This is a genomic window from Pseudarthrobacter sp. 1G09, from assembly GCF_050038305.1.
GTDB classification, from domain to species: Bacteria; Actinomycetota; Actinomycetes; order Actinomycetales; family Micrococcaceae; genus Arthrobacter; species Arthrobacter equi.
Window position 1 is genome coordinate 2053791 of sequence record NZ_CP188306.1, and the last position, 20080, is coordinate 2073870.

The 20080-nt window shown below is 62.8% G+C and carries 20 protein-coding genes; 7 read left to right on the forward strand and 13 right to left on the reverse strand.

Translation table 11 applies throughout. The annotated features are described in order from the left end of the window. Positions 1-48: 48 nt before the first annotated feature. Both ACP3TD_RS09450 and ACP3TD_RS09455 read right to left on the reverse strand, forming a co-directional pair. Positions 49-1185 carry a substrate-binding domain-containing protein gene (locus tag ACP3TD_RS09450; RefSeq protein ID WP_426766992.1) on the reverse strand — a complete coding sequence of 379 codons (1137 nt, stop codon included), beginning with the start codon at positions 1183-1185 and terminating at the stop codon, positions 49-51. A 61-nt stretch (positions 1186-1246) separates the two neighbouring features. Continuing rightward, a complete protein-coding gene (locus ACP3TD_RS09455; protein ID WP_426766993.1) occupies positions 1247-1729 on the reverse strand; it encodes a hypothetical protein in 483 nt (160 codons plus the stop codon). Between the two features lie 217 nt (positions 1730-1946). On the opposite strand from ACP3TD_RS09455, the gene ACP3TD_RS09460 reads away from it, so the two are divergent. After that, positions 1947-3017: a LacI family DNA-binding transcriptional regulator gene (locus ACP3TD_RS09460; RefSeq protein WP_426766994.1), complete on the forward strand. Its 1071-nt coding sequence runs from the start codon at positions 1947-1949 to the stop codon at positions 3015-3017. Between the two features lie 163 nt (positions 3018-3180). Here the strand turns inward: ACP3TD_RS09460 and ACP3TD_RS09465 are convergent, their stop codons facing one another. From ACP3TD_RS09465 to ACP3TD_RS09485, 5 genes are all read right to left on the reverse strand, one after another. Beyond that, entirely contained in the window at positions 3181-3810 is a 630-nt protein-coding gene (locus ACP3TD_RS09465; protein ID WP_426766996.1) for a DUF1345 domain-containing protein, read from the reverse strand. A gap of 170 nt (positions 3811-3980) precedes the next feature. Further along, on the reverse strand, positions 3981-4565 hold the full coding sequence (locus ACP3TD_RS09470; RefSeq protein WP_426766998.1) for a hypothetical protein: 585 nt from the start codon (positions 4563-4565) through the stop codon (positions 3981-3983). Positions 4566-4580: 15 nt separating this feature from the next. Continuing rightward, complete coding sequence (locus ACP3TD_RS09475; RefSeq protein ID WP_426766999.1) at positions 4581-5729, reverse strand: zinc-dependent alcohol dehydrogenase; 1149 nt, start codon at positions 5727-5729, stop codon at positions 4581-4583. Between the two features lie 61 nt (positions 5730-5790). Next, entirely contained in the window at positions 5791-6939 is a 1149-nt protein-coding gene (locus tag ACP3TD_RS09480; protein ID WP_426767001.1) for a glutathione-independent formaldehyde dehydrogenase, read from the reverse strand. Positions 6940-7433: 494 nt separating this feature from the next. Beyond that, entirely contained in the window at positions 7434-7571 is a 138-nt protein-coding gene (locus ACP3TD_RS09485; protein WP_426767003.1) for a hypothetical protein, read from the reverse strand. A 178-nt stretch (positions 7572-7749) separates the two neighbouring features. Between ACP3TD_RS09485 and ACP3TD_RS09490 the strand changes: the two genes are divergently transcribed. Further along, positions 7750-8370, forward strand: coding sequence for a flavin reductase family protein (locus ACP3TD_RS09490; protein WP_426767004.1), 621 nt, complete (start codon positions 7750-7752; stop codon positions 8368-8370). 100 nt (positions 8371-8470) lie between these two features. Here the strand turns inward: ACP3TD_RS09490 and ACP3TD_RS09495 are convergent, their stop codons facing one another. Beyond that, the gene (locus tag ACP3TD_RS09495; RefSeq protein WP_426767006.1) at positions 8471-9850 is read right to left on the reverse strand and encodes an SLC13 family permease; all 1380 of its coding nucleotides are present in this window, start codon (positions 9848-9850) and stop codon (positions 8471-8473) included. Between the two features lie 12 nt (positions 9851-9862). After that, complete coding sequence (locus tag ACP3TD_RS09500) at positions 9863-10681, reverse strand: maleate cis-trans isomerase family protein (protein WP_426767007.1); 819 nt, start codon at positions 10679-10681, stop codon at positions 9863-9865. Positions 10682-10853: 172 nt separating this feature from the next. On the opposite strand from ACP3TD_RS09500, the gene ACP3TD_RS09505 reads away from it, so the two are divergent. Further along, positions 10854-11639: an IclR family transcriptional regulator gene (locus tag ACP3TD_RS09505; protein ID WP_426767009.1), complete on the forward strand. Its 786-nt coding sequence runs from the start codon at positions 10854-10856 to the stop codon at positions 11637-11639. Positions 11640-11662: 23 nt separating this feature from the next. On the opposite strand, the gene ACP3TD_RS09510 is transcribed toward ACP3TD_RS09505, so the two are convergent. The 3 genes from ACP3TD_RS09510 to ACP3TD_RS09520 all read right to left on the reverse strand — a co-directional run bounded on the left by ACP3TD_RS09510 (position 11663) and on the right by ACP3TD_RS09520 (position 12910). Next, positions 11663-12112, reverse strand: coding sequence for a nuclear transport factor 2 family protein (locus ACP3TD_RS09510; protein WP_426767010.1), 450 nt, complete (start codon positions 12110-12112; stop codon positions 11663-11665). A gap of 71 nt (positions 12113-12183) precedes the next feature. Then, positions 12184-12435: a winged helix-turn-helix transcriptional regulator gene (locus ACP3TD_RS09515; protein ID WP_426767181.1), complete on the reverse strand. Its 252-nt coding sequence runs from the start codon at positions 12433-12435 to the stop codon at positions 12184-12186. Between the two features lie 118 nt (positions 12436-12553). Continuing rightward, positions 12554-12910, reverse strand: coding sequence for a hypothetical protein (locus tag ACP3TD_RS09520; protein ID WP_426767012.1), 357 nt, complete (start codon positions 12908-12910; stop codon positions 12554-12556). Between the two features lie 174 nt (positions 12911-13084). Between ACP3TD_RS09520 and ACP3TD_RS09525 the strand changes: the two genes are divergently transcribed. The 4 genes from ACP3TD_RS09525 to pntB all read left to right on the forward strand — a co-directional run bounded on the left by ACP3TD_RS09525 (position 13085) and on the right by pntB (position 19313). Further along, positions 13085-13801 carry a hypothetical protein gene (locus ACP3TD_RS09525; protein ID WP_426767013.1) on the forward strand — a complete coding sequence of 239 codons (717 nt, stop codon included), beginning with the start codon at positions 13085-13087 and terminating at the stop codon, positions 13799-13801. A 420-nt stretch (positions 13802-14221) separates the two neighbouring features. Next, a complete protein-coding gene (locus ACP3TD_RS09530) occupies positions 14222-14635 on the forward strand; it encodes a hypothetical protein (protein WP_426767015.1) in 414 nt (137 codons plus the stop codon). Between the two features lie 1652 nt (positions 14636-16287). Continuing rightward, complete coding sequence (locus ACP3TD_RS09535) at positions 16288-17841, forward strand: Re/Si-specific NAD(P)(+) transhydrogenase subunit alpha (RefSeq protein WP_426767016.1); 1554 nt, start codon at positions 16288-16290, stop codon at positions 17839-17841. Then, positions 17838-19313 carry a Re/Si-specific NAD(P)(+) transhydrogenase subunit beta gene (gene pntB / locus ACP3TD_RS09540; protein WP_426767017.1) on the forward strand — a complete coding sequence of 492 codons (1476 nt, stop codon included), beginning with the start codon at positions 17838-17840 and terminating at the stop codon, positions 19311-19313. The genes ACP3TD_RS09535 and pntB overlap by 4 nt, the downstream gene beginning before the upstream one ends. Positions 19314-19650: 337 nt before the next feature. Here the strand turns inward: pntB and ACP3TD_RS09545 are convergent, their stop codons facing one another. Beyond that, on the reverse strand, positions 19651-19962 hold the full coding sequence (locus ACP3TD_RS09545; RefSeq protein WP_426767018.1) for a 4a-hydroxytetrahydrobiopterin dehydratase: 312 nt from the start codon (positions 19960-19962) through the stop codon (positions 19651-19653). Between the last annotated feature and the right edge of the window lie 118 nt (positions 19963-20080).

Genomic DNA, 20080 nt, shown 5'->3' on the forward strand with positions numbered 1-20080 from the left:
CCCTTTCGGCGCGGTGCGGGGGCGTGGCCCCCGCACCGTCGGGTCTGGCTACTTTTTGTAGGACTCTTGGATGTCCTTCGGGGCGTCCTCGTGGTAGACCTGCTTCCACGCCTCGAGAACGTTGGAGTGGTCAACCGGGAGGGCGCTCAACGCCACGTAGGCGGGTGCTTCCTTGCCGAGAAGCGCCCCTGCGGCCAGCCGTGCTTCAGTAACACCCTGGTCGAACGGAACCTGCGCCCCCAGGCCCACAACGAGTTCGTCCTTGGCCAGCGCAATGGCAACATTTTTGCCGAGGTCTTCTGTGGCGATCTTCAGATCCTGTCGACCGGCGGCGCGGGCCGCGGCCATGACGCCTTCTGCCGGGACATCCCACACCGCCCAGATGCCTGACAGGTCGGGATACTTGCTGATCATGGCGTTGGCAGCAGCCTGGGCATCTCCGGCAAAGTCCGGGCCAGCAATGCCCTTTTCCTCCACGATCTGGATGTCCGGGTACTCCTTGGTGATGGTGTCCTTGAATCCCTCGTGGCGCTGCTTGGTGACAAAGAAGTCGGCTTGGTGGAAGACCAGGCCGATCTTTCCCTTGCCCCCGAGCGCTTTGGCCATCTGATGGGCGGACACGACGCCATTGCCGTAGTTGTCGGCAGAGACAACGGACACGTAATCCTGGCCGGCCGTCAATCCCTGGGGAACGTTGTCCATGAAGACGAGTTTGGTGCCGGCAGCAGCGGCCTTCTTGTAGGCCGAAGCCGTGGCCACGGGGTCCGTGGGGATGGACACGATGATGTCCGGGTCCTGCGTCATCACGGTCTCAAGGTCCGATACCTGCTTGTCAGGCTTGAAGTTCGCATCGGTTGTGGCGATGACCTTGATGCCCAGCTTTTCAAATTCGTTCTTAAGTCCGTTGACCTGGGCCGTGGCCCAGTCGTTGCCGCCGTAGTGCATCACGATTGCTGCTTTGGCGTTGAGGGCCTTGACCTTCTCGATCTCCTCGGGCGTCAGATCTGCAACGGACGCGGGGGAAGGCGTCTCGCCATTGGGGCCTTTGCTCAGAACCTGTCCCGTGATCTTGTCAAGGGCCTGCTGAGCCTTTTCGGAGACGCCGGCGTCAGGGGCGTTTGACGTCGCCGATGTCGAGCTGCTGCAGGAGGCGACCGAAAGTGACAGGACTGCTGCCACGGCCATAAGGGGAAGCCTGCGGATCATCATTGTTCTCCAGTGCTTGGGGGTGGGTGGTTGGGGTGGATCAGGCGAGGGCGATAGCCAGCGCCGGGGGAATCGGCGACAGTACAAGGCCGCCGGCGGCTGCGGCCGAGCGGATAGCGCCGGCCTTGTCTGACGCCGCCAGCAGTGTCTGTGCACGCTCTTTATCGACGAATAAGCCCAGGGAACACGGTCCGTGGTGGGTCTCGACCCAGTTCACTGCCTGGCCTGCCGCTTTGGTCATTTCACCGCGGAGTTCGGCAGCCGGGATGTCCATGGTGGACGCCGATGGTGTCCCGCCCGAATCGGTAACGGTGGCGATGATGCTGGCCCAAAGGACGTTGTCATCAAAGATGCAGACGACAGCCGAAGAGCCAGCGCCCACGAAAGTCCGGACAGCCGCGACGAGATCATCGACTGCTTCGTCCGAAAGGAGCAATGCCAGATTTGCCCATTGCCCCCGGTTGATATTTCGAAGCCGAAAACAGGAATCGAGCGCAAGTGCGTCTGCAACAGTGCCGGGCATTTAGCGCTCCTTCCTCATTGAATGCTCACTTCCGTAACCGCTTCCGTTATCGCCGTAAACGTTTACGGAAGAGATCGTAAACGTTTACGGAGTGAGGTGTCAACCATCACAGCCACCAGAGTGAAAAGCTGTAGAAGTGTCCCGTCGACGTAGGATGAGGACGCACGATGCCTGCTGCCGCCGGCGTCGGTGCAGTGAGGGGGAGACAGGAGAGAGCATGCCAGACGCTGCAATTCCGCGCGGGGCCAAAGGCCCGCTTCCGGAGGCCCCGTTGCGCCGGAAGCCGACCATCAACGATGTGGCCCACGTCGCCGGCGTTTCGTTTGGCACTGTCTCGCGTGTCCTGAACGATGCACCGGATGTCAGTGCCTCCACCAGACAGCGGGTTCTGGAGGTTATCCAGGAAATCGGGTACCGGCGGAACCGGGCGGCGACCGCGCTGGTTACAAGCCGGTCGACGTCGATTGGAATACTTTCCGACGGGTCCCCCCGATTCGGCCCGGTGGGCACTCTCATGGCCCTTGAGAACGTGGCGCGGAAGAAGGGCTACGCCACAACGGTTATCAGTGTTGACCAGCCCTATGCGGAGTCCGTGCAGCCCGCCCTCGACACCCTCGATGACGTGGGCGTAGGAGGAATCATCGTCATTGCCCCTGTGGTTGACATGGCGGCAGCGATCTGGAATGCATCGTGCCGCGTACCGGTGGAGATGATTGCAGCGGGGGCGTCGTCGACCCCGAATGTCTTCACATACTCGGAAAACCAGGAGCTTGGAGCTCGTCTGGCCACCCAACATCTTATTGACTTGGGCCACACGGACATCGCCCACCTCGCCGGCTCGATGGACTGGTTCGACGGGAGGGTCCGCAAGCGTGGCTGGGAAGCCGCTCTCCGTGACGCGGGGCTTCGGCCGGGGCTCTGCTTAGAGGGCGACTGGAGCCCTCGTTGGGCCTACCAAACCGGGCTCAACCTGGTCCGTGAGGACAAGGTCCCCCAAGCGGTCTTCGCAGCCAGCGACCACACGGCCCTCGGGCTTATTCGCGCGTTCGCCGAAAATGGCGTGCGCGTCCCGGGCGATGTGAGCATCGTTGGCTTCGATGACATCGAAGGCTCGGATTACTTCCTGCCCCCTCTGACGACCGTGCGGCAGGACTTCAATGCTCTGGCGCTGATGAGCATGGAAGTACTCATCGGTGCAATGGAGGGGCAGGAAGTCGACCGAACGCCCATTGCGCCGACGCTTGTTGTACGCGAGAGCTCCGCTCGGGCCGCTCCCAAACAGGGGTAGTTGCCAGTGGCTGTGGGTCGTGTGGCGCTAAAACGACATTGGTCGTTTCTACGCGGGGCCGTTGTTCACGCAGGCATAGACCCCCTCCTGGTGCTGTGGAGTTTCGCGATCGCAGCTCACTGGATCGGCTGCTCCTGATGACCGGCGCCAGCCCGCATGGTGGTCAACTGGCTTGGCCGAGGCTGACGACAAGGTTGATCGCCACGGCGACGACGAACGTGGCGAAGAAGTAGGAGAGCAGAGCGTGCCCCAGGGCGATCCGGCGGGAGGGAGTGGATGACTCTGTCACGTTGCTCGCGTTGTAGGACATGCCAACTGAGAATGCGGCGTAGGCGAAATCGCTGTATGACGGCTCTTCGTCCTGGTTGAAACGGAAGCGATGACGGTCGTCGTGGTAGTACATCCGGGCGTACTTGAAGGCGTAGACGGTGTTGACGAGAGCCCAGGCGAGCACCACGCCGAGGGCCGCCAGGATCGCCGCGGCCACGCCAATGAAGTCTTTCTGCTGGCTACGGATCAATGCAAAGACGACCGCCACGAGACTGATGAACGTCGCGCTGATAATAAGTGAGTCAACGAGCCGTCGAGATTTACCTTCATGGCGGGCGAGTTCACCCGTATCCTCCGGGCCGGCGGGCCACGCTTTTGTCCACGCCCAGATGAGGAAGACGCCGCCGGCGGCCGACCATCCGATCAAGGGCCCGAGTTCGGGAGCGCCGAGCAGCACCGGAACGAGAGCGATAACCAGGCCTATAAAGGCGGATATTAGGGCCTTGCGATCAAGGTGCGACATTGAAGAAGCTTCCTTCCGACGCGATTGGCCGTGACGGGCCGATGGTCCGCTGACTGGGTCAGGGCGGGACTCCTTCCGCGGTGCCCTGGGCCCCAGGTCGCCGCGGGAGGAATCGCCGCGAACATCGGTACTGCCAGTGCCCGCCTTTCCGCCGCCCGGCGGGACTGGTATCAGGTTGTGCCGTGCTTTCGCAGTGCCCGGACGGCTGCAACAGCACCCAGTCCGGCCAGCACCCATGGGCCGGCTACGACGATCGGATCCATCCACTGGTGGTTGACGTCCGCGCGTTTTTGACCGACCCGCGAGCTGAGGCCGCCCCGCCGGACCTCGCTGAGCACCCCTGTTTCGGTGACGGGGTTATCCGGACGCATGGTCGCAAGGGACTTGAGGTGGTGTTCCCAGGCGTCCACGCGGTCAGCGGCGACCAGAAGCAGCCAGTGCGCGGCGCGGCCTTCGCTGTATTTGTAGGCGTACTTCCGGATGGCGCCGGATACACCGGCCGGGGGCGTGGACGTCCCGAAGACCGGTGGCAGCATGGCGTGTTCGACGGATCGTTCCCGGGGCCATTTCTCCGGTTGGCGCTCCGGGAATTCCCAGCGCGCGCCCGTCTCTATGCCTGGTTGTTCCCGGGGGTAGGAGGGCCGGTCGGCCGGGTCGAGGTCGGCACCCCAACCCGGGATCTGGGCCCGAAGGTCTTCCGCGGATCTTCTGGCAATGCGTTTGTCAGCGACGTATGGTGTGGCTGTCTCGGTCATGATGCAGGTCTCCTTTCAGGACTGGCCGACGACTACGAGCGGTTTGATGATGTTGTCCAGCTTCGCGGAGAAGAGGTGGTAGCCCTCTGCGATGTGTTCCAGCGGAATACGGTGGGTCACGATGTCGCTCGGTTTGAGGTATCCGTTGCGGATGTGCTCGAAAAGGCGCGGCCACTGGCGTTTGACCGGGCACTGGTTCATTCTGAGCGTCAGGCCCTTGTTCATCGCGTCGCCGAACTTTACCGCGCTGAAGAGGGGCCCATAGGCCCCCACCACGGATACCGTGCCGCCTTTGCGGACGGAGTCTATGGCCCAGTTCAGGGCGATGGGGGACCCGCCCTGCAGCTTCAGTTTGCTGCTGGTCACGTGCTGGAGGAAATTGCCGTCTGCTTCGGCTCCGACGGCATCAATAACGACGTCGGCGCCCAGGTAGTCGGTTTCCTTCTTCAGGTGCACCACGATGTCGTTGTACTCGGCGAAGTTGTACGTCTCGGCGTGCGCGAAGCTGCGGGCCTTCTCCAGCCGGTACTCCAGGTGGTCGATCACGATAACGCGCCCGGCGCCCATCAACCAGGAGGACTTGGCGGCGAACAGGCCTACCGGGCCTGCGCCGAACACCACCACGGTATCGCCTTCTGCAATATCGCCGAGCTGGGCGCCGAAGTATCCGGTGGGGCAGGCATCGGTGAGCAGGACAGCGTCCTCCTCATCCATCCAGTCCGGAATTTTCGAAGGCCCTACGTCCGCGAAGGGGACCCGCACGAATTCTGCCTGGCCGCCGTCGTACCCTCCGCACGTGTGGGAATAGCCGTAGATGCCGCCCACCGCCGTCGCGTTCGGGTTGACGTTGTGGCAGTTGGAGTATAGGCCGCGGGAACAGAAATAGCAGGAGCCGCAGTACACGTTGAAGGGGACCATCACGCGGTCGCCCACCGCCACGTTCTGCACGGAAGATCCCACTTCATGGACGGTGCCCACGAACTCGTGCCCGAACGTCATCCCCACCCGTGTATCGGGCATCATCCCGTGGTAGAGGTGCAGGTCAGACCCGCAGATGGCGCCCCTGCTGACCTGCACGATCGCGTCGTTCGGGTGCTCGATGTTTGGAATGTCCTTTTCTTCGACCCGTACTTTGTACGGTCCGCGGTAAACCATTGCCCGCATTAGCACCACATCCTTGAAATTGTTCGTCTCGACATCGAACGTTCTCCTCTCTGCGGGCCGCTTAGGCGCTGGCCGGGTGGAGGACGACTTTGGTCCAGCCGTCTTCGCGGTTGTCGAAGTTCTTGTAGCCCTCGGGGGCCTCATCGAGGGTCAGTTCGTGGCTGACGATGAAGGAAGGGCTGGCCTTGCCGCCGGCGACGAGGTCGCGCAGCGCCCTGTTGTATTTTTTGACGGGGCACTGGCCTGAGCCCATTGTCTGTCCTTTGAACCAGTAGTTTCCGTAGTCGAAGGCGATCTGGCCCTGTTGTTCAAGTTTGTCGGGGCTGCCGGGGTCCTGGGGCAGGAAGACGCCGACCACGCCGAGGCCGCCGACGAAGCGTACCGAGTCCACGAGCCGGTTCAGGGTCATGTTGGGGTGTTCGGTTCCGCCGGGATCGTGGGCCTGGTAGCCGACGCATTCGCAGCCGCGGTCTGCGCCGAAGCCCATGGTTTGGTCTTTGACGAATTCAACGGGGTCCACTTCTGAGTCGTTGACGGGGATGGCGCCGATTTGTTCGGCGAGCTTGAGCCGGTCGTTGTGGCGGTCTACGACCATGACTTTTCCGGCGCCTTTGATGATCGCGGAGTAGGCGGCCATGAGTCCGACGGGTCCTGCGCCGTAGATGACCACGGAGTCCCCGGGGTAGACGCCGGCCATTTCGGTGGCGTGCCAGCCGGTGGGGAAGATGTCCGCGAGCATGACGTAGTCGAGTTCTTTCTCTACCGAGTCTTCGCCCAGGCGCAGGCAGTTGAAGTCGCCGTATGGCACGCGGAGGTATTCGGCTTGTCCGCCTTGGTAGGGGCCCATGTCGGCGAACCCGTAGGCGGCCCCGGCAAGGTGGGGTTCGGGCTGCATGGTCAGGCAGTAGTTGGTGAAGCCGCGTTCGCAGTTCTTACAGAATCCGCAGGCGATGTTGAACGGTAAAACCACGCGGTCGCCCTTTTTTACTTTGCTTACCGCGGGGCCGGTCTCCACCACCTCGCCGAGGTTTTCGTGCCCGAAGGAGCGGCCGGGTTCAAAGCTCGTGCGTCCTTCGTACATGTGCAGGTCGGAACCGCAGATGTTTGCTGAGGTGATGCGCACCAGCACGTCAGCGGGGTGCTCAATTTTGGCGTCGGGGATCTCCTCGACGCTGACGTCGTTCGGTCCTTTGTAAACTACTGCCTTCACGGTTCGCTCTCTTCCTATGTCCACCCCGCGGCCGGCAGGCAGGGTCCGAGGCGCGCGCCATCGAGGTACGCGTGCGTCGGTCACGAGGGAGTGGGATATGTAGAGGACCTCTGAGTCCGCCCCAATGGGTGGGAGGCCCAAGGATTGAGGTGGCTGGCTGCCCTGGGAGACCCGGCTGGCCAACACCTTCGCGAAAATCGGTAGCTACCGCGCCTCAATGCTAAGCACCCTTAGTATGGGATGTCGAGGGTAGCGTGAATGGCCGGAAACGTGGATAATGTCGGAGCGGTGCTGGGTGTGCTCAGGCGGCGGCCGGATTTCCCATCGGACTGGAAGCGGCAGAGCGGCACCAGGGGCCCTGATCTGCCGCCACGAGACGCGGCAAGGGTTGCCCATGCCTGACTCTCAGTCGGCCATTCCCGGCCCCGGCATCGATGCCGGTTTATAGCGGCAAGCTACTCACTGGCTGAAGGGGAAAGCGGAACTTGTCCGCCCTACCCCTTCGCATCGTCCGTGGAATCACTTTGGGCTGAAGGGGTTTCCTGATCCGCCGGTTGCCCGTGGCGGACGCGTTCAGCAGCACCGGCCAGCTCGGCGGAGACAGGAGGATCCTTCTCATCATCAGTACTCATGCGGACAGCCTAGTAGAACTACCAACCTCACAGCAGTCCAGAGGGGGCTGATCAGAGTGCTTAAGGATGCGGACGTCGATCCAGGAGATGGGGCGATCGAACAGGTCCTGTTGACGTAACCGCTGCGGTTAATCCAGAACTCCCGGCGGGGGTGTCCGGTGACCGTTAGTCTGGCAGCATGCGTACTGATTTCAGTCCTTCGGCGACGTCCGCCCATGATTTTTACCGGTTGCTCACTGCGGTGGTGGTGCCCCGGCCCATCGCGTGGGTTTCGAGCGTTTCTCCGGAGGGCGTTGACAACGTGGCGCCACATTCCTTCTTCACGGTAGCTTCCACCAATCCGCCCATCGTACAGTTCACGTCGGTGGGGGAGAAGGATTCGCTCCGCAACATCAACGCGTCAGGGGAATTTGTGGTCAATCTGGCCCCGGCCGCGCTCTTGGAAGAGGTCAATGCCACCGGCACCAACTTCCCTCCGGACACCAGCGAGTTCGACGCCGCGGGCCTGACCCGGGAGCCGAGCCTCACCGTGGCCGCGCCCCGGGTCAAGGAATCACCGGTGGCGCTGGAATGCCGCCTCCATTCCGTGCTGCCGATAGGGGACTCCACTCTGGTGTTCGGCGAAGTAACGCATGCCGCCGTGAGCGATGATGTGCTCGACGGCAGCCACCCGCGGATCGACCTGCTGGAACCGTTGGCCCGGCTGGGGCTGGATGAGTGGGGCACGCTCGGCGACGTCCAGGACCTGACCCGGATCCGGCTAAAGGACTGGCCAGGCCATTTCCGGCCCAAGGAGTAGGGGCGGCCCGCCCCCGCAGCCCGTACGGGGGCTTGCCGGTAAGGGTAAAGGAAAGGGACGTCCGGCGAGGACGTCCCTTTCCCTTTTCAACCCAAAACTCTTAGCCGATCCCCAGGTGCACGAACAGGAACCAGACGAGGAGCGGCACAATGCCGATCATCGCGATGGCCCACAGCAGCAGTGCTCGGAAGAACATCCGCTCGTCCTTGGGCTGGGCGCTGGCCATCAGCAGGGCGCCGCTGGTGGACATCGGGCTGACATCAACCACGGAGGAGCTGATGGCGATCGCCGTCACCACGCCCACCGGGGTGAGCAGCGGGTCCATGGCGATGGGCTCAATCACCGGGCTGATGACACCGAGGGTTCCGGTGGTGGAGGCGAACGCTGAAACGATGGCCACCACGTAGCTGGCAATCAGCGCCGCGAGGGAACTGTTGCCCAAGCCTGCAATGCCTTCCTGGAGCTCCTTCAGCGCACCCATCTTTTCCAGCATGCCCACGTAGGTGACGATGCCGGTGACCAGGATGATGGCCGACCACGGCATGCTCTCCACCGCCGGCTTCTGCACGCTGGAGTCCAGGCAGATCAGCACCGCGGCGATGATCAGCGAGGCAACTCCCACATCGAGCCCCAGGACGGTGGTGAGCACCAGCAGGGAGGCGATGCCCGCCAACGTGAGGATCCGCGTGGGGGTTGCGGCCACCTTCTCTGGACGGGTCCGGGTTCCGGCGGTTACCGAGGCCGGTGCGGTGAGCACGGCCGTTCCGGCCGCGCCGGAACCTGAAACGCCGCTTCCTTCGGGTGCGTCAGCGCCGCCGTCGTTCTTCAGGGCACTGTCACCGCCGCCGGCGTGACGGGCGTCCGCCTTGGCTGCCCGCCGCTTCATGATGGCCTGCACCAGGGTGTAGGCGATCACGGCCAGGATGGCGTTGAAGATGAAGCAGTATGCGTAGAGCCTGAAGGAACCGTCCGAGGCGCCGGCGCCGTCCAGCATCTTGTTGCCCAGGACGCCGAAGGGGTTGACGGGGGAGAACGCGCCGGCGTTGGCACCCTGGACGATGACCAGGCCCATGGCCAGGGTGCTGATGCCAAACCGCGCGCCCAGCGCCAGGCCCACCGGGGCAACGATGGCGATGGCGGCGGGCGTGAACGCGCCGGCGGAGGCCAGCGCTGCAGTCAGCAGGAACATCAGGATGGGAACCAGGATCTTCCGGTCGCCGGCGAGCCGTTCAGCCCAATAGGCCAGCAGGTCTATGGTGCCGTTGATCCGGACGATGGCGAACAGCAGGGTAGCGCCCACCAGGATGAAGAAGAGCCCTGCGGGGAACTGTCCGATGACGTCCTTGATGGACATGCCGGCCAGGAGGGTGCCGACGCCGAACGCGGCGACGGTGGCCAGGAGCCCGGCGTTAATCTTGGTGAAGGACCCGACGGCGAAGGCCGCCACCAGCACCAGGAACGCGATGAGTGAGAGCGACATGGTGCCAACCGCCTACGCGTTCGACGGCGTGAGGACGCCGGCGCCGGAGAGCAGGCTGCCCGCGCCGGTGATGGCGGGCGTGTGGCCGAGGGCCTTGAGGATCTCGTAAGTAGTGGCTGTGGCCGCCGTGATGACGGGGAGCCCCAGCTCGTCTTCCACGGTCTGGACGGCGGCGAGTGAGGGCATCTGGACGCAGGCGGACAGCACGACGGCGTCTGCGCCTTCGCGCTTCAGGCTGCGGGCCAGCGCGGGAAGGTTCCGCGGGTCCAGGCAGCCGACCTCGAGGTTGTCCGCCACTTCGAGGCTGATGGCGTCCAGGACCGTGATGCCCGAGCCCTCGATGTAGTCCACCACCATCTTGGTCAGCGGCTTCATGTAGGGGGTGATCATGGCGACTTTGTGCGCGCCGATTTCGTGCAGGGTGCGGACCAGGGCGCCGGCGCTGCTGGTGACCGGGGCGGGGTGGCCGTTGTCTGTGGCGGCGTCAGCGATGACCTTCTCGGAGCCCTCGTGGGCTTCGGGGCCTTGGGCCATGACGGCTACCAGGCAGGCGTAGGCGATGACGTCCACATCGGCATCGGAGACTGCTTCGGCGCACTGGGCTGCCTTGCCCACCATGGCCAGCAGTTCCTCAGTGGTGACTTTCTTCATGCCGGCGCGGGCGGAGTGGAAGGTGTACTTGTGGCCCGTGGCCTCGGCCTGGCGCCGGAACAGCTCCGGCAGTTCGGTCTCCATGGTGGTGTTGGAGCTGGGGACGATCAGTCCCACGCGGCTCATCCCGGGGCGCTTGGGCTCGGGGGCGGTTTCACAGGTGATTGCGGGGGTGCTCATGGATTCTCCACGTCGTTGTGATGGGGATACATTGGGGGAAACCCATAAGGTGGGTTCTAATCCCATGATGTGGGTCACTTCGGTGGGATGTCAAGTGGATCACGTCCTGGGCCTGCTTCCGGCTCACTATGCTGGAGGCTGCCGGCGGAACATGATTGAAGGGGTTTGAGCGGTGGTTAAGGAACCCGGGACCGGGGCTTCGCCCCTGTTGGTCCTGCATAAGGTGGCGGAGATCCTGGACTGTTTTTCAGTGGCAGAGCCCGAGCCGACGCTGCAGCAGATCATCCGCAAGACGGGGCTGCCGTCCAGCACCTGCCAGCGCCTGGTGCAGAACATGCTCCGTGAAGGATTCCTGGACCGCGACGGCGACAGGTACCGGATTGGCATCGGGCTGGTCCGCTGGGCCACGCCGGGGACGTTCGGGCTGGACGTGGTCCGGCTGGTGAAGCCGGTCCTGCAGCAGCTGCGGGATGACACCGGGGAAACGGCGTGCCTGTATGTCCGGGACGGGGCGTTCCGCACGATCGTTGCGGTGGCCGAGACGCGGCACGTGGTGATGCGGCCGTTCATGGTGGGCATGGTCATGCCGCTGCACGCAGGCGCTCCCGGCAAGGTCTTCCTGGCGTTCGACCCCGGGGCCTGGGATGCCCTGAATGAGCAGGGTCTTCAGGGCTTTACGCCTGACACGCCGGTGTCTGTTGAGACGCTCAGGGAGCAGGCGGCGGTTGCCCGCCGGCAAGGATATTTCGCAGCTTTCGGGGAACGCCACCAGGACGTGGGTTCCATCAGTGCGCCGGTGTTCGACCACACCGGGCGGCTGGCGTGCGCTGTCGGCCTGGGATTCCCCACCCAGCGGATCGGGCCTGCCGACGTTGAGCGGCTGGGCCCGGTGGTAGCCCAGGCGGGCCTCGAAGCCAGCCGTGCGCTGGGGTACGACAGCAGCCAGGCCGCCGGCTGAACTGGACGGAAGCGTGGGGCAGCCTAGGGCCAGACCTCAGCTGTGCAGTCCCGGAGCTCAGGTGGGGGAAGCGCCCGGCAAAGCCGGGGCCACCCCTGTCCGTGGGCGACTTTCCAAGGGCCGTCTTCGCGGCGGTAGATCTGCGTGGCCCGAAGGGTGTAGCTGCGCGGTTCCCTGTCGACGGATGCTGTGGCGTGTTCCAGCCCGGCGGTGTACGCCATGTCGACTGTGACGCCGTCGGCCAGGAGCTCGAAGCGGTATGAGGTCCAGTCGGAGAACTGCTGGGCGAGGCCGGTGAACCGGTTATTGAGCTCCTGCTGACCAATGGCATTGCGCCAGGCGCCCAGCACGGACACGGGTTCGTTGCGGGACCAGATCGCCCTGCGCGGCCCCGCGTCGCCGTTGTGGAGGGCCAGTTCCGCCTCGACCACAGCGGTCCTAAGCCAGGCAAGGAAATCATGGAGTTCAGTCATGTCCTAGTATGCTTTTCGCCGACTAACGCGGGGAGCCCAAACCACTGTCGGGATCCCTTTGAGGACCAGGATCATTTATCCGCTGCAGGCGGTTTCTGCGCCCGAGTTGTATCAAGGCAGTGCCTGTCGCGGATTACCTGGCGCTCTTCGTCGCCCGATCGTGCCAGAGCGACGACCGCTTCGCGGAGGGCGATCCCGCGGTCTGTGAGGGCGTAGGCGCGGGTGAGGTGCCGAAGAGGCAGGCGGGGCAGTACGCCGGCCGCCTCGAGCTCGCGCAGCCGGGTCGCAAGCTGGTTCGTCGGTACCCCGAGGTCGCGCCGCAGATCGCTGTAGCGCTATGGACCGTCGAGCAGCCGCTCCACGATGAGCAGGGCCCACCGTGCCCCGACGAGTTCGAAAGCCGCGGCGAGGTTGCTCACGGGTTCGGGTCGACGTCCGGCTTCATCCAGAACGGCGAGTAGTGGTAACCGTCGGGGTCGTCGAACTGGCGCTGGTACACGAATGGCTAGTCATCGGTGGCTCCGATCCGCCCGCCCGCCCGCCCGCGGCGCGGGCGCGTTCGATGAGCTCGTCAACTGCTTCGCGACCGCCGAGGTCGAAAGAGACATTGACCTTCGAAGGGGTGTCGGGTCCGCCGACCAGCTCCTCGGCGCCTCCGACATGATCCATTGGTCGCGCGATCTCGGAACATGAGACGTTGTGGTCGGACATCTCGGTGTTGAGGGTCCAGCCGAGTGCGGTATAGCAAGAGGTCGTACGCTCGACGCTTTCATCGGGGCAGGTGATGAAAAGGCTCATGCGACAGATTAAAGGAAAGTGTCAAGACCCCCCCTGGGTGTGGGGTCGGGCCGTGCCGGCCCGGCTGGAGTTTAGAGCTAACACTCCCTTGGCGACAACCGAATGAGTTTGTCCGAGGTGCGTGCGGGCATTCCCTAAGCTTGAAAAAGGGGGCCGGATACCCTAGGCGGCAGCATGAAGCAGTATGCAGACTGGCGGGATCATTTCCTCCAGGAGGTCGAAATGCATCGCACGCGAATTTCTTTCGTATTGGCCACGATGGTGGTGCTTGTTGCCTGTTCCAACACTGAGGATGAACCAAAAACAGCTTCGTCTGGGCCAAAAGGAACGCAAATCGTCACTCTCGATCCTTGGGCGGGCGAACAACTGAGCACCAAGCCCGGGGTAGTCTCGCTCACCGCGTCAGAAACCAACTGGTGCGATCCGTCACGGGTCAGTGAAAGGTCCGACGCCTACATGTGCATCTTTGATGCACCGGGTATGGTCCACTTCCCAGACGCACTGTGCTTCCGCAATCCGGCAGCAGCTGACACATTCGCGTGCCTCGAACAGGACCTGAGCTGGCAGGTTCTTCGTGGTCTCAACCTCCGGGGGATAGGGTCGACGAAGAGTCCGGGAGTTCAAGGACGACCTGTTTACCTGGAATTGACGGACGGCACCATTTGCACGGCAAGCAGCAAGTCAGCCATGCCGTCCGCGGGGGAATACCCCTTCCTGGGCGTCTGCGACGACGACACCTTCTTCTTCGCTCACGTGGTTTACCCGTTTCCCACGGACGACTCCAACCCCTTTGCCGATGGAACGGATAATGAGGGGCGCTGGTTGATCAGAACCGACTCGAAGACTTCTGATCAACTGGCCGTCCGAGCGGTCGAGACCGCGTATAGATAAGGTCGCGCGACCGACCACTTCATCGCAGGCTCCGCGGCTATTGAACGTAAGCTAAAAATGCGTCGTGCCGGAGATGGCAGATTGCCTGAGTTATTCCCTCCCGGCTGTTGGCACCTTCATCAGACGGGCGAAATGAAGCCCCCCTTCCGGGCTTCTCCCTCAGTCATTTTCAAACGCCGATAAGTTAGATTCCGTAAGCTTTTACGACAGGATTCGATGTCCGGAAGGGAGCTTCCCGGAGGCCTTGCGAAGGCTTAGTGCTTTTCGCCCTTCAAGTACTGCAACCACACAACTATCGATATCAGCACCGGTTTGACGGCGGGGCTGCACTCATGCAATCGAGCAGGGCTTACCACCTAAACTGGGAGAAACCCACATCTGCGAGCTCGGGCATCGACGCTGAATTTTCAAAGGAAGAACATGATCCAGTCAAAGGGGCGCCGGTCGAGGAAGACACCTCCGCCCGTTGATCCGACCAAATTCGTCCACATCTACCGCCCGAGCAATTCAAGCCTGCGTGGGGCAGTAGTTGTGGGCTGGGCCCTCTCAATAGGAGCCGGGGCAATCCTAGGGGCCTGCATCTTGCTTCCGTTCAGTCCGACGGTGAAAACCCTCTACCTCGTCGGTGCCATCATCGGCGCCACTTTGGGCGGCGCCATTTACGTGTATACCAACCTCCGGGAGGGTAGACGCCGACGAGAGGATTTTGTCCGGACGGGAGGCGATCCGACCGGAATATCCGACATGATGTTCGGCGTCATGCGGGGAAAACGAACGCAAGAGGGCAATTGGATAGTTCCCGAGCAAGGTTCCGGCGACTACCAAGGCACCTGACAGCCAAATCCAGGAGCGCTGGCCTACCTTCACGATGACAAGGCCGAACTCTCCGCGCTCATCACGTTGTCCGGACTCAGCCGTTCATGCCCGCAACTAACCGTTTGGCGGCCGGGCACGCCGTGATCTCTGCTCCTCGGAATGATCTATTCATGCCCAACTCTTTACTGGAACTCGATGCCCGGTTCTGATCTCCGAAGTCGGAGGAAAGGCTATGAACCAATGGCAGCACCGACAATGAAGATTCCATCAGGCTGAGCAGACCACGGGGACCGTAAGAAAAGAGTGAGGACATTGTTCACACTCTTGGCGCCGGATGGATTCTTACCGTCTTTGGACTGCTCCGGATTCCGCATGTTTTCAGCGATTCCCGGTGTTTGCAAGGCGTGGAATGTAGTTCGAGTCGCCTCGGGCACAGTGTTTCCGCAGTTCAACGGCCTGTTGACCGGCTTAGTACGGACAGCGTGCAGCATTTTCCATGGCCAGGATCCGCGAACGCTCCAGATGGCGTCAAAGCCTTCACCCACTGTGGCGGAAGTCATCCAGAAACACACTCATCTTCTGGTCCGACCATCGAGCGGAACCGCAAACACGTTTCAGACCAGCTGATCTCCATTTTCGGCCGGTCAGTGGTCGCGTGCCCGTGGAAGAGCTTGGCTACTCTGTCATGGCGCAATGGGTGAAGTCGATGTTGGCCAAGGGCAAGGCGCCCTAGTCCATCCATAACATTCGTGGCCTCATTTCACCGCCACGAACACTGAGAAGGGCTAGGACGAGGCTGTGCTCCTCACGCCCGAGGAGTACAGGCTGATCTTGAAGAGCATGTGGGAGCGGTATAGAGCTTTCACAGACTACCCACCAGCGGGATCAGCAAGTCCACCAGCGCAGGGTTTAGGCCGCCGGTCTTCGTACCGGCACCGGTTTCTGTGACGCCAACAGTTCGCAATGGGTGCTGGCGAGATAATGACCTATCTGATATGTTTTTAGCAGTATTATAGATATATCAGTGCTTGGTTGGGTCCATATGCGGCTCGACCACCAGCTCAATGAGGAGTGGATTGGCATGAAAGAACACGCGCGTCGGCTTAATCGTCTGGGCTCAGAGCCCGCCATCAGCGTCGCCCAAGCGGCGGCCGTGTGGAGGGCCACACATCGTCGAAGCGACGGACCAGGCCATAGCGGACAGCTATAGAGAGTACTGCCCTGGCCCTGGCATTCCGCAGCGGCGCAAGGCCCCCGCAGAAGCTATGGACGGCAGCCGGGCTATCAGCTACTCCCGGGACGCTTCGCGGCGATGACGGGAAGCAAGACCGTTATTAAGAAATTCCTGCAGGCGGTCATGAACTCGGGCCAGCAAGCGCCCTACCCGAACCCCGGCTTACCGATCCACGAATCGCAGATTGAGTACAAACATACTGGCAGCGCTCAGCCACGGACCGCCGTCCGCACCGATTCATGAGAGGCGACTGGCGTTCGCGGAATACGAACCCTGCCTGGTAGTAGCCCCACCCTCCAGGGGACGGCGCGCAGCTACTCAGCCTCCCGGCGTCGTCCGTCTCGGCGGCGGCTGGCCTTCGATAGCAGGACAGTTTCCTACTGCCTCCCGGCAACAGTATTCACCGGGGCATCACACGTTAAAGAGAGAGATCATAGTGACACGTATTGGCATTGTCGCCGAGTTAGGCAGCGAGAGCCGGGTGGCGGCGACGCCCACCACGGTGAAGCGGTTGTTGGAGTTGGGCTACGAGATTGTGGTCGAGAAGGGTGCGGGGGAGTCCTCAGCGTTCCGTGACGAGGACTACGAATCTGCAGGTGCCTCGGTGGTGGGTGCTGATGAAGCGTGGGGCAGCGAGGTGGTGCTGCGGATCAATCCACCCTCGGAGGACGAGATTGGCCGTTTGGCTGACGGTGCGACGCTGATTGGAATGTTGGCCCCAAGTTTGCGGCCGGAACTGGTGGAGGCGCTTGCGGTGCGTCCGATCACGGTGCTGGCGTTGGATGCTGTCCCGCGGATTTCGCGTGCGCAGTCGATGGATGTGCTCAGTTCGATGGCGAATATCGCCGGGTATCGTGCCGTGATTGAGGCGGCCCACGAGTTTGGCAGGTTCTTTACGGGCCAGGTGACCGCTGCGGGCAAAGTCCCGCCGGCAAAGGTCCTGGTGGCGGGTGCAGGTGTTGCCGGGCTGGCGGCGATCGGTGCGGCCTCGAGCTTGGGCGCTATTGTGCGCGCGACGGATCCTCGGCCGGAGGTCGCGGATCAGGTGAAGTCCATTGGCGGGTCCTACCTCAAGGTAGAGGTTGAGGAGGAGATGAAATCCTCGGATGGGTACGCCAAAGCAACGTCGGAGGCGTACAACCGGCGTGCCGCGGAGATCTACTCCGAACAGGCAGCGGATGTGGACATCATCATCACCACGGCCCTGATCCCGGGCCGGCCGGCGCCGAAGCTGCTCACGGCCGATGACGTGGCCGCGATGAAGCCGGGCAGCGTGATTGTTGATATGGCTGCCGGCCAGGGCGGCAACGTGGAAGGCTCGGTGGCCGGGGAGCGGACCGTCACCGAAAACGGTGTAGTCATCCTCGGCTACACGGACCTGCCGGCCCGGTTGCCGGCTCAGGCTTCGCAGCTGTATGGAACTAACCTGTTGAACCTCCTAAAGCTCCTCACCCCGGAGAAGGACGGTCAGCTGAGAATCGACTTCGACGACGTCGTCCAGCGTTCAGTGACTGTAGTTCGGGAGGGTGAGAAGACCTGGCCGCCGCCCCGGGTGCAGGTCTCCGCTGCCCCCGCCGCCCAGGCCCCGGCCATGGCAGAAGTAACCGATGCGCCGAAGAAGAAGGAAGGCCTCAGTCCTGCGGGCAAGGCGGTTTTGTTCGCCTCGGGGATCGCTGCCCTCTTTGGCATCAACGCGGTGGCCCCGGCGCCGCTGCCGCAGCACTTCACGGTGCTGATGCTTTCGGTCGTGGTGGGCTTTTACGTCATCGGGAAAGTCCATCACGCCCTGCACACCCCGCTGATGTCTGTCACTAATGCAATCTCGGGGATCATCGTGGTCGGTGCCCTGCTGCAGGTCACCTCGGAGAACCCGGTGGTGCAGGTCCTCGCGGCCGTCGCAGTCCTCCTGGCCAGCATCAACATCTTTGGCGGTTTCGCCGTGACCCGGCGCATGCTCGCCATGTTCTCGGCCGGGAAGGCACGTTCATGAGCCCCGCCACCGAAGCAACTGAAATCATCTCGAGGAGCCTTACTTTGCCTGACGCCGTCTCTGGTCCGCTGACCGCGGAATCCATCGCCGGGGCGGCCTACGTCGTCGCGGCCCTGCTGTTCATCCTCAGCCTGGCCGGGTTGAGCAAGCACGAAAAAGCCAGGGCTGGTGTCATCTACGGCATCACCGGCATGGTGATCGCCTTAGGCGCCACGGTGTGGCTGACTGTGCAAGGTGCCTGGGGAACAAGCCACGGCCTGACCGGCCTGGCCCTGCTCGTCGCCGCGGTCCTGGTGGGCGGTGCGATCGGGCTCTGGCGCGCCCGGGTGGTAGAGATGACCGGCATGCCCGAGCTCATCGCGCTGCTGCACAGCTTCGTCGGCCTGGCCGCGGTGCTCGTTGGCTGGAACGGCCACCTCCAAGACCCTGACCTGACCGGAGCCCTTGAGGACGTCCACCACGCCGAAGTGTTCATCGGCGTCTTCATCGGAGCGGTCACCTTCACCGGCTCCATCGTCGCGTTCCTGAAACTGTCGGCCCGGATGAAATCCTCACCGCTGATGCTGCCCGGCAAAAACGCCGTCAACCTCGGCGCCCTCGCCGTGTTCGTCGCCTTGACCGTCTGGTACGTCAATGACTCCCAGCTCTGGCTCCTCGTCGTTGTTACGGTGCTTGCCCTCGGACTGGGGTGGCACCTGGTGGCCTCAATCGGCGGCGGCGACATGCCCGTCGTCGTGTCCATGCTCAACAGCTACTCCGGCTGGGCCGCGGCCGCGGCAGGCTTCCTGCTGAACAATGACCTGCTTATCATCACCGGTGCACTGGTTGGTTCCTCCGGCGCCTACTTGTCCTACATCATGTGCAAGGCCATGAACCGGTCCTTCATCTCCGTGATCGCCGGCGGCTTCGGCATCGCCGCCCCCGCCAGCAAAGGGGACACAGACCAGGGCGAGCACCGTGAAATCACGGCCGAGGCAACAGCCGAAATGCTCACCAACGCCTCGTCCGTCGTGATCACTCCCGGCTACGGCATGGCAGTGGCCCAGGCCCAATACCCCGTGGCCGAACTCGCACACCAATTGCGCGAACGCGGCGTGAACGTCAGGTTCGGGATCCACCCCGTCGCCGGACGCCTGCCCGGGCATATGAACGTCCTCCTTGCCGAAGCCAAGGTCCCCTACGACATTGTGTTGGAAATGGACGAAATCAATGACGACCTCGACAGCACCTCCGTGGTCCTGGTCATCGGCGCCAACGACACCGTCAACCCCGCCGCGGCAGAAGACCCCGGCAGCCCCATCGCCGGAATGCCGGTCCTCAAAGTGTGGGAAGCCGAGAATGTCGTCGTGTTCAAACGCTCCATGGCCGCAGGCTACGCCGGAGTCCAGAACCCGTTGTTCTTCCGCGACAACTCGCAGATGCTCTTTGGCGACGCCAAACAACGCGTCGAGGACATCCTCAAAGCCTTCTAGTTCCCCAGCCCTCTCCTTCTTTCGCGGGGATGTCCTCGACCGGGATTTGGTCCGGGCACCTGCTCTCACCACCTATGAAACGAGATGAGAGACGATGATTCTGCGCCGATTATTTCGAACCAGCAGTAGGATCAACGCGACACCATCGAGTGAACCGGAGCCGATGCTCAAGACCGAACAAGCACCGTTGCAGCCTGTCAGTTTTATTGACGAGATCGTTGCGTCATCGTGGGTGGGGCTTCACTACAGACACGAGTTTTTGCTCCATTACAAACACGAACTTTTGGAACACCACCATGCGGTGTGTCGAACTAAGACCTGACCTGACGGCGCGAAATCACTCCGCGGCGGCGACCCCGAGGTCGGAGGCGTGGCCGCTGATGGTTCGGGCGAGGTCGATGTCGCGGCTGGTGATCCCGCCGACGTCGTGGCTTGAGAGAGTGACGCTGACCTCCGGGTAAGTGAGCGTGAGGTCGGGGTGGTGGTTGGCCTCCTCGGCGGAGGCGCCAATACGGTTGACGAACTCCAGGCCGGTCGAGAACTTTCGGGTCCTGAAGGTGGCGGTGAGGGCGTCACCGGTCAGGTGCCAGCCGGTGAGTCCGGCTTCGGCAAGCTCGGCGGTGGACAGCTTCCGTTGGGGATCAGTCATAGTGACATCATGGCTCCGAAAGCCCCCCGTGGGCTACCGCTGGAGGAACCGCGGGAAGGCGGTGGACGCACCGACTTTATCGAGGACGACGGCGGGAGTAATCCTCCCGCCGTCGTAA

Excerpts from the sequence above, each read along its gene's own strand:
- ACP3TD_RS09450 (WP_426766992.1), bottom strand. The coding sequence starts at position 1,185 with ATGGCCGTGGCAGCAGTCCTGTCACTTTCGGTCGCCTCCTGCAGCAGC.
- ACP3TD_RS09455 (WP_426766993.1), bottom strand. The coding sequence starts at position 1,729 with ATGCCCGGCACTGTTGCAGACGCACTTGCGCTCGATTCCTGTTTTCGG.
- ACP3TD_RS09460 (WP_426766994.1), top strand. The coding sequence starts at position 1,947 with ATGCCAGACGCTGCAATTCCGCGCGGGGCCAAAGGCCCGCTTCCGGAG.
- ACP3TD_RS09465 (WP_426766996.1), bottom strand. The coding sequence starts at position 3,810 with ATGTCGCACCTTGATCGCAAGGCCCTAATATCCGCCTTTATAGGCCTG.
- ACP3TD_RS09470 (WP_426766998.1), bottom strand. The coding sequence starts at position 4,565 with ATGACCGAGACAGCCACACCATACGTCGCTGACAAACGCATTGCCAGA.
- ACP3TD_RS09475 (WP_426766999.1), bottom strand. The coding sequence starts at position 5,729 with ATGCGGGCAATGGTTTACCGCGGACCGTACAAAGTACGGGTCGAAGAA.
- ACP3TD_RS09485 (WP_426767003.1), bottom strand. The coding sequence starts at position 7,571 with ATGAGTACTGATGATGAGAAGGATCCTCCTGTCTCCGCCGAGCTGGCC.
- ACP3TD_RS09490 (WP_426767004.1), top strand. The coding sequence starts at position 7,750 with ATGCGTACTGATTTCAGTCCTTCGGCGACGTCCGCCCATGATTTTTAC.
- ACP3TD_RS09495 (WP_426767006.1), bottom strand. The coding sequence starts at position 9,850 with ATGTCGCTCTCACTCATCGCGTTCCTGGTGCTGGTGGCGGCCTTCGCC.
- ACP3TD_RS09500 (WP_426767007.1), bottom strand. The coding sequence starts at position 10,681 with ATGAGCACCCCCGCAATCACCTGTGAAACCGCCCCCGAGCCCAAGCGC.
- ACP3TD_RS09510 (WP_426767010.1), bottom strand. The coding sequence starts at position 12,112 with ATGACTGAACTCCATGATTTCCTTGCCTGGCTTAGGACCGCTGTGGTC.
- ACP3TD_RS09520 (WP_426767012.1), bottom strand. The coding sequence starts at position 12,910 with ATGAGCCTTTTCATCACCTGCCCCGATGAAAGCGTCGAGCGTACGACC.
- ACP3TD_RS09525 (WP_426767013.1), top strand. The coding sequence starts at position 13,085 with ATGAAGCAGTATGCAGACTGGCGGGATCATTTCCTCCAGGAGGTCGAA.
- ACP3TD_RS09530 (WP_426767015.1), top strand. The coding sequence starts at position 14,222 with ATGATCCAGTCAAAGGGGCGCCGGTCGAGGAAGACACCTCCGCCCGTT.
- pntB (WP_426767017.1), top strand. The coding sequence starts at position 17,838 with ATGAGCCCCGCCACCGAAGCAACTGAAATCATCTCGAGGAGCCTTACT.
- ACP3TD_RS09545 (WP_426767018.1), bottom strand. The coding sequence starts at position 19,962 with ATGACTGATCCCCAACGGAAGCTGTCCACCGCCGAGCTTGCCGAAGCC.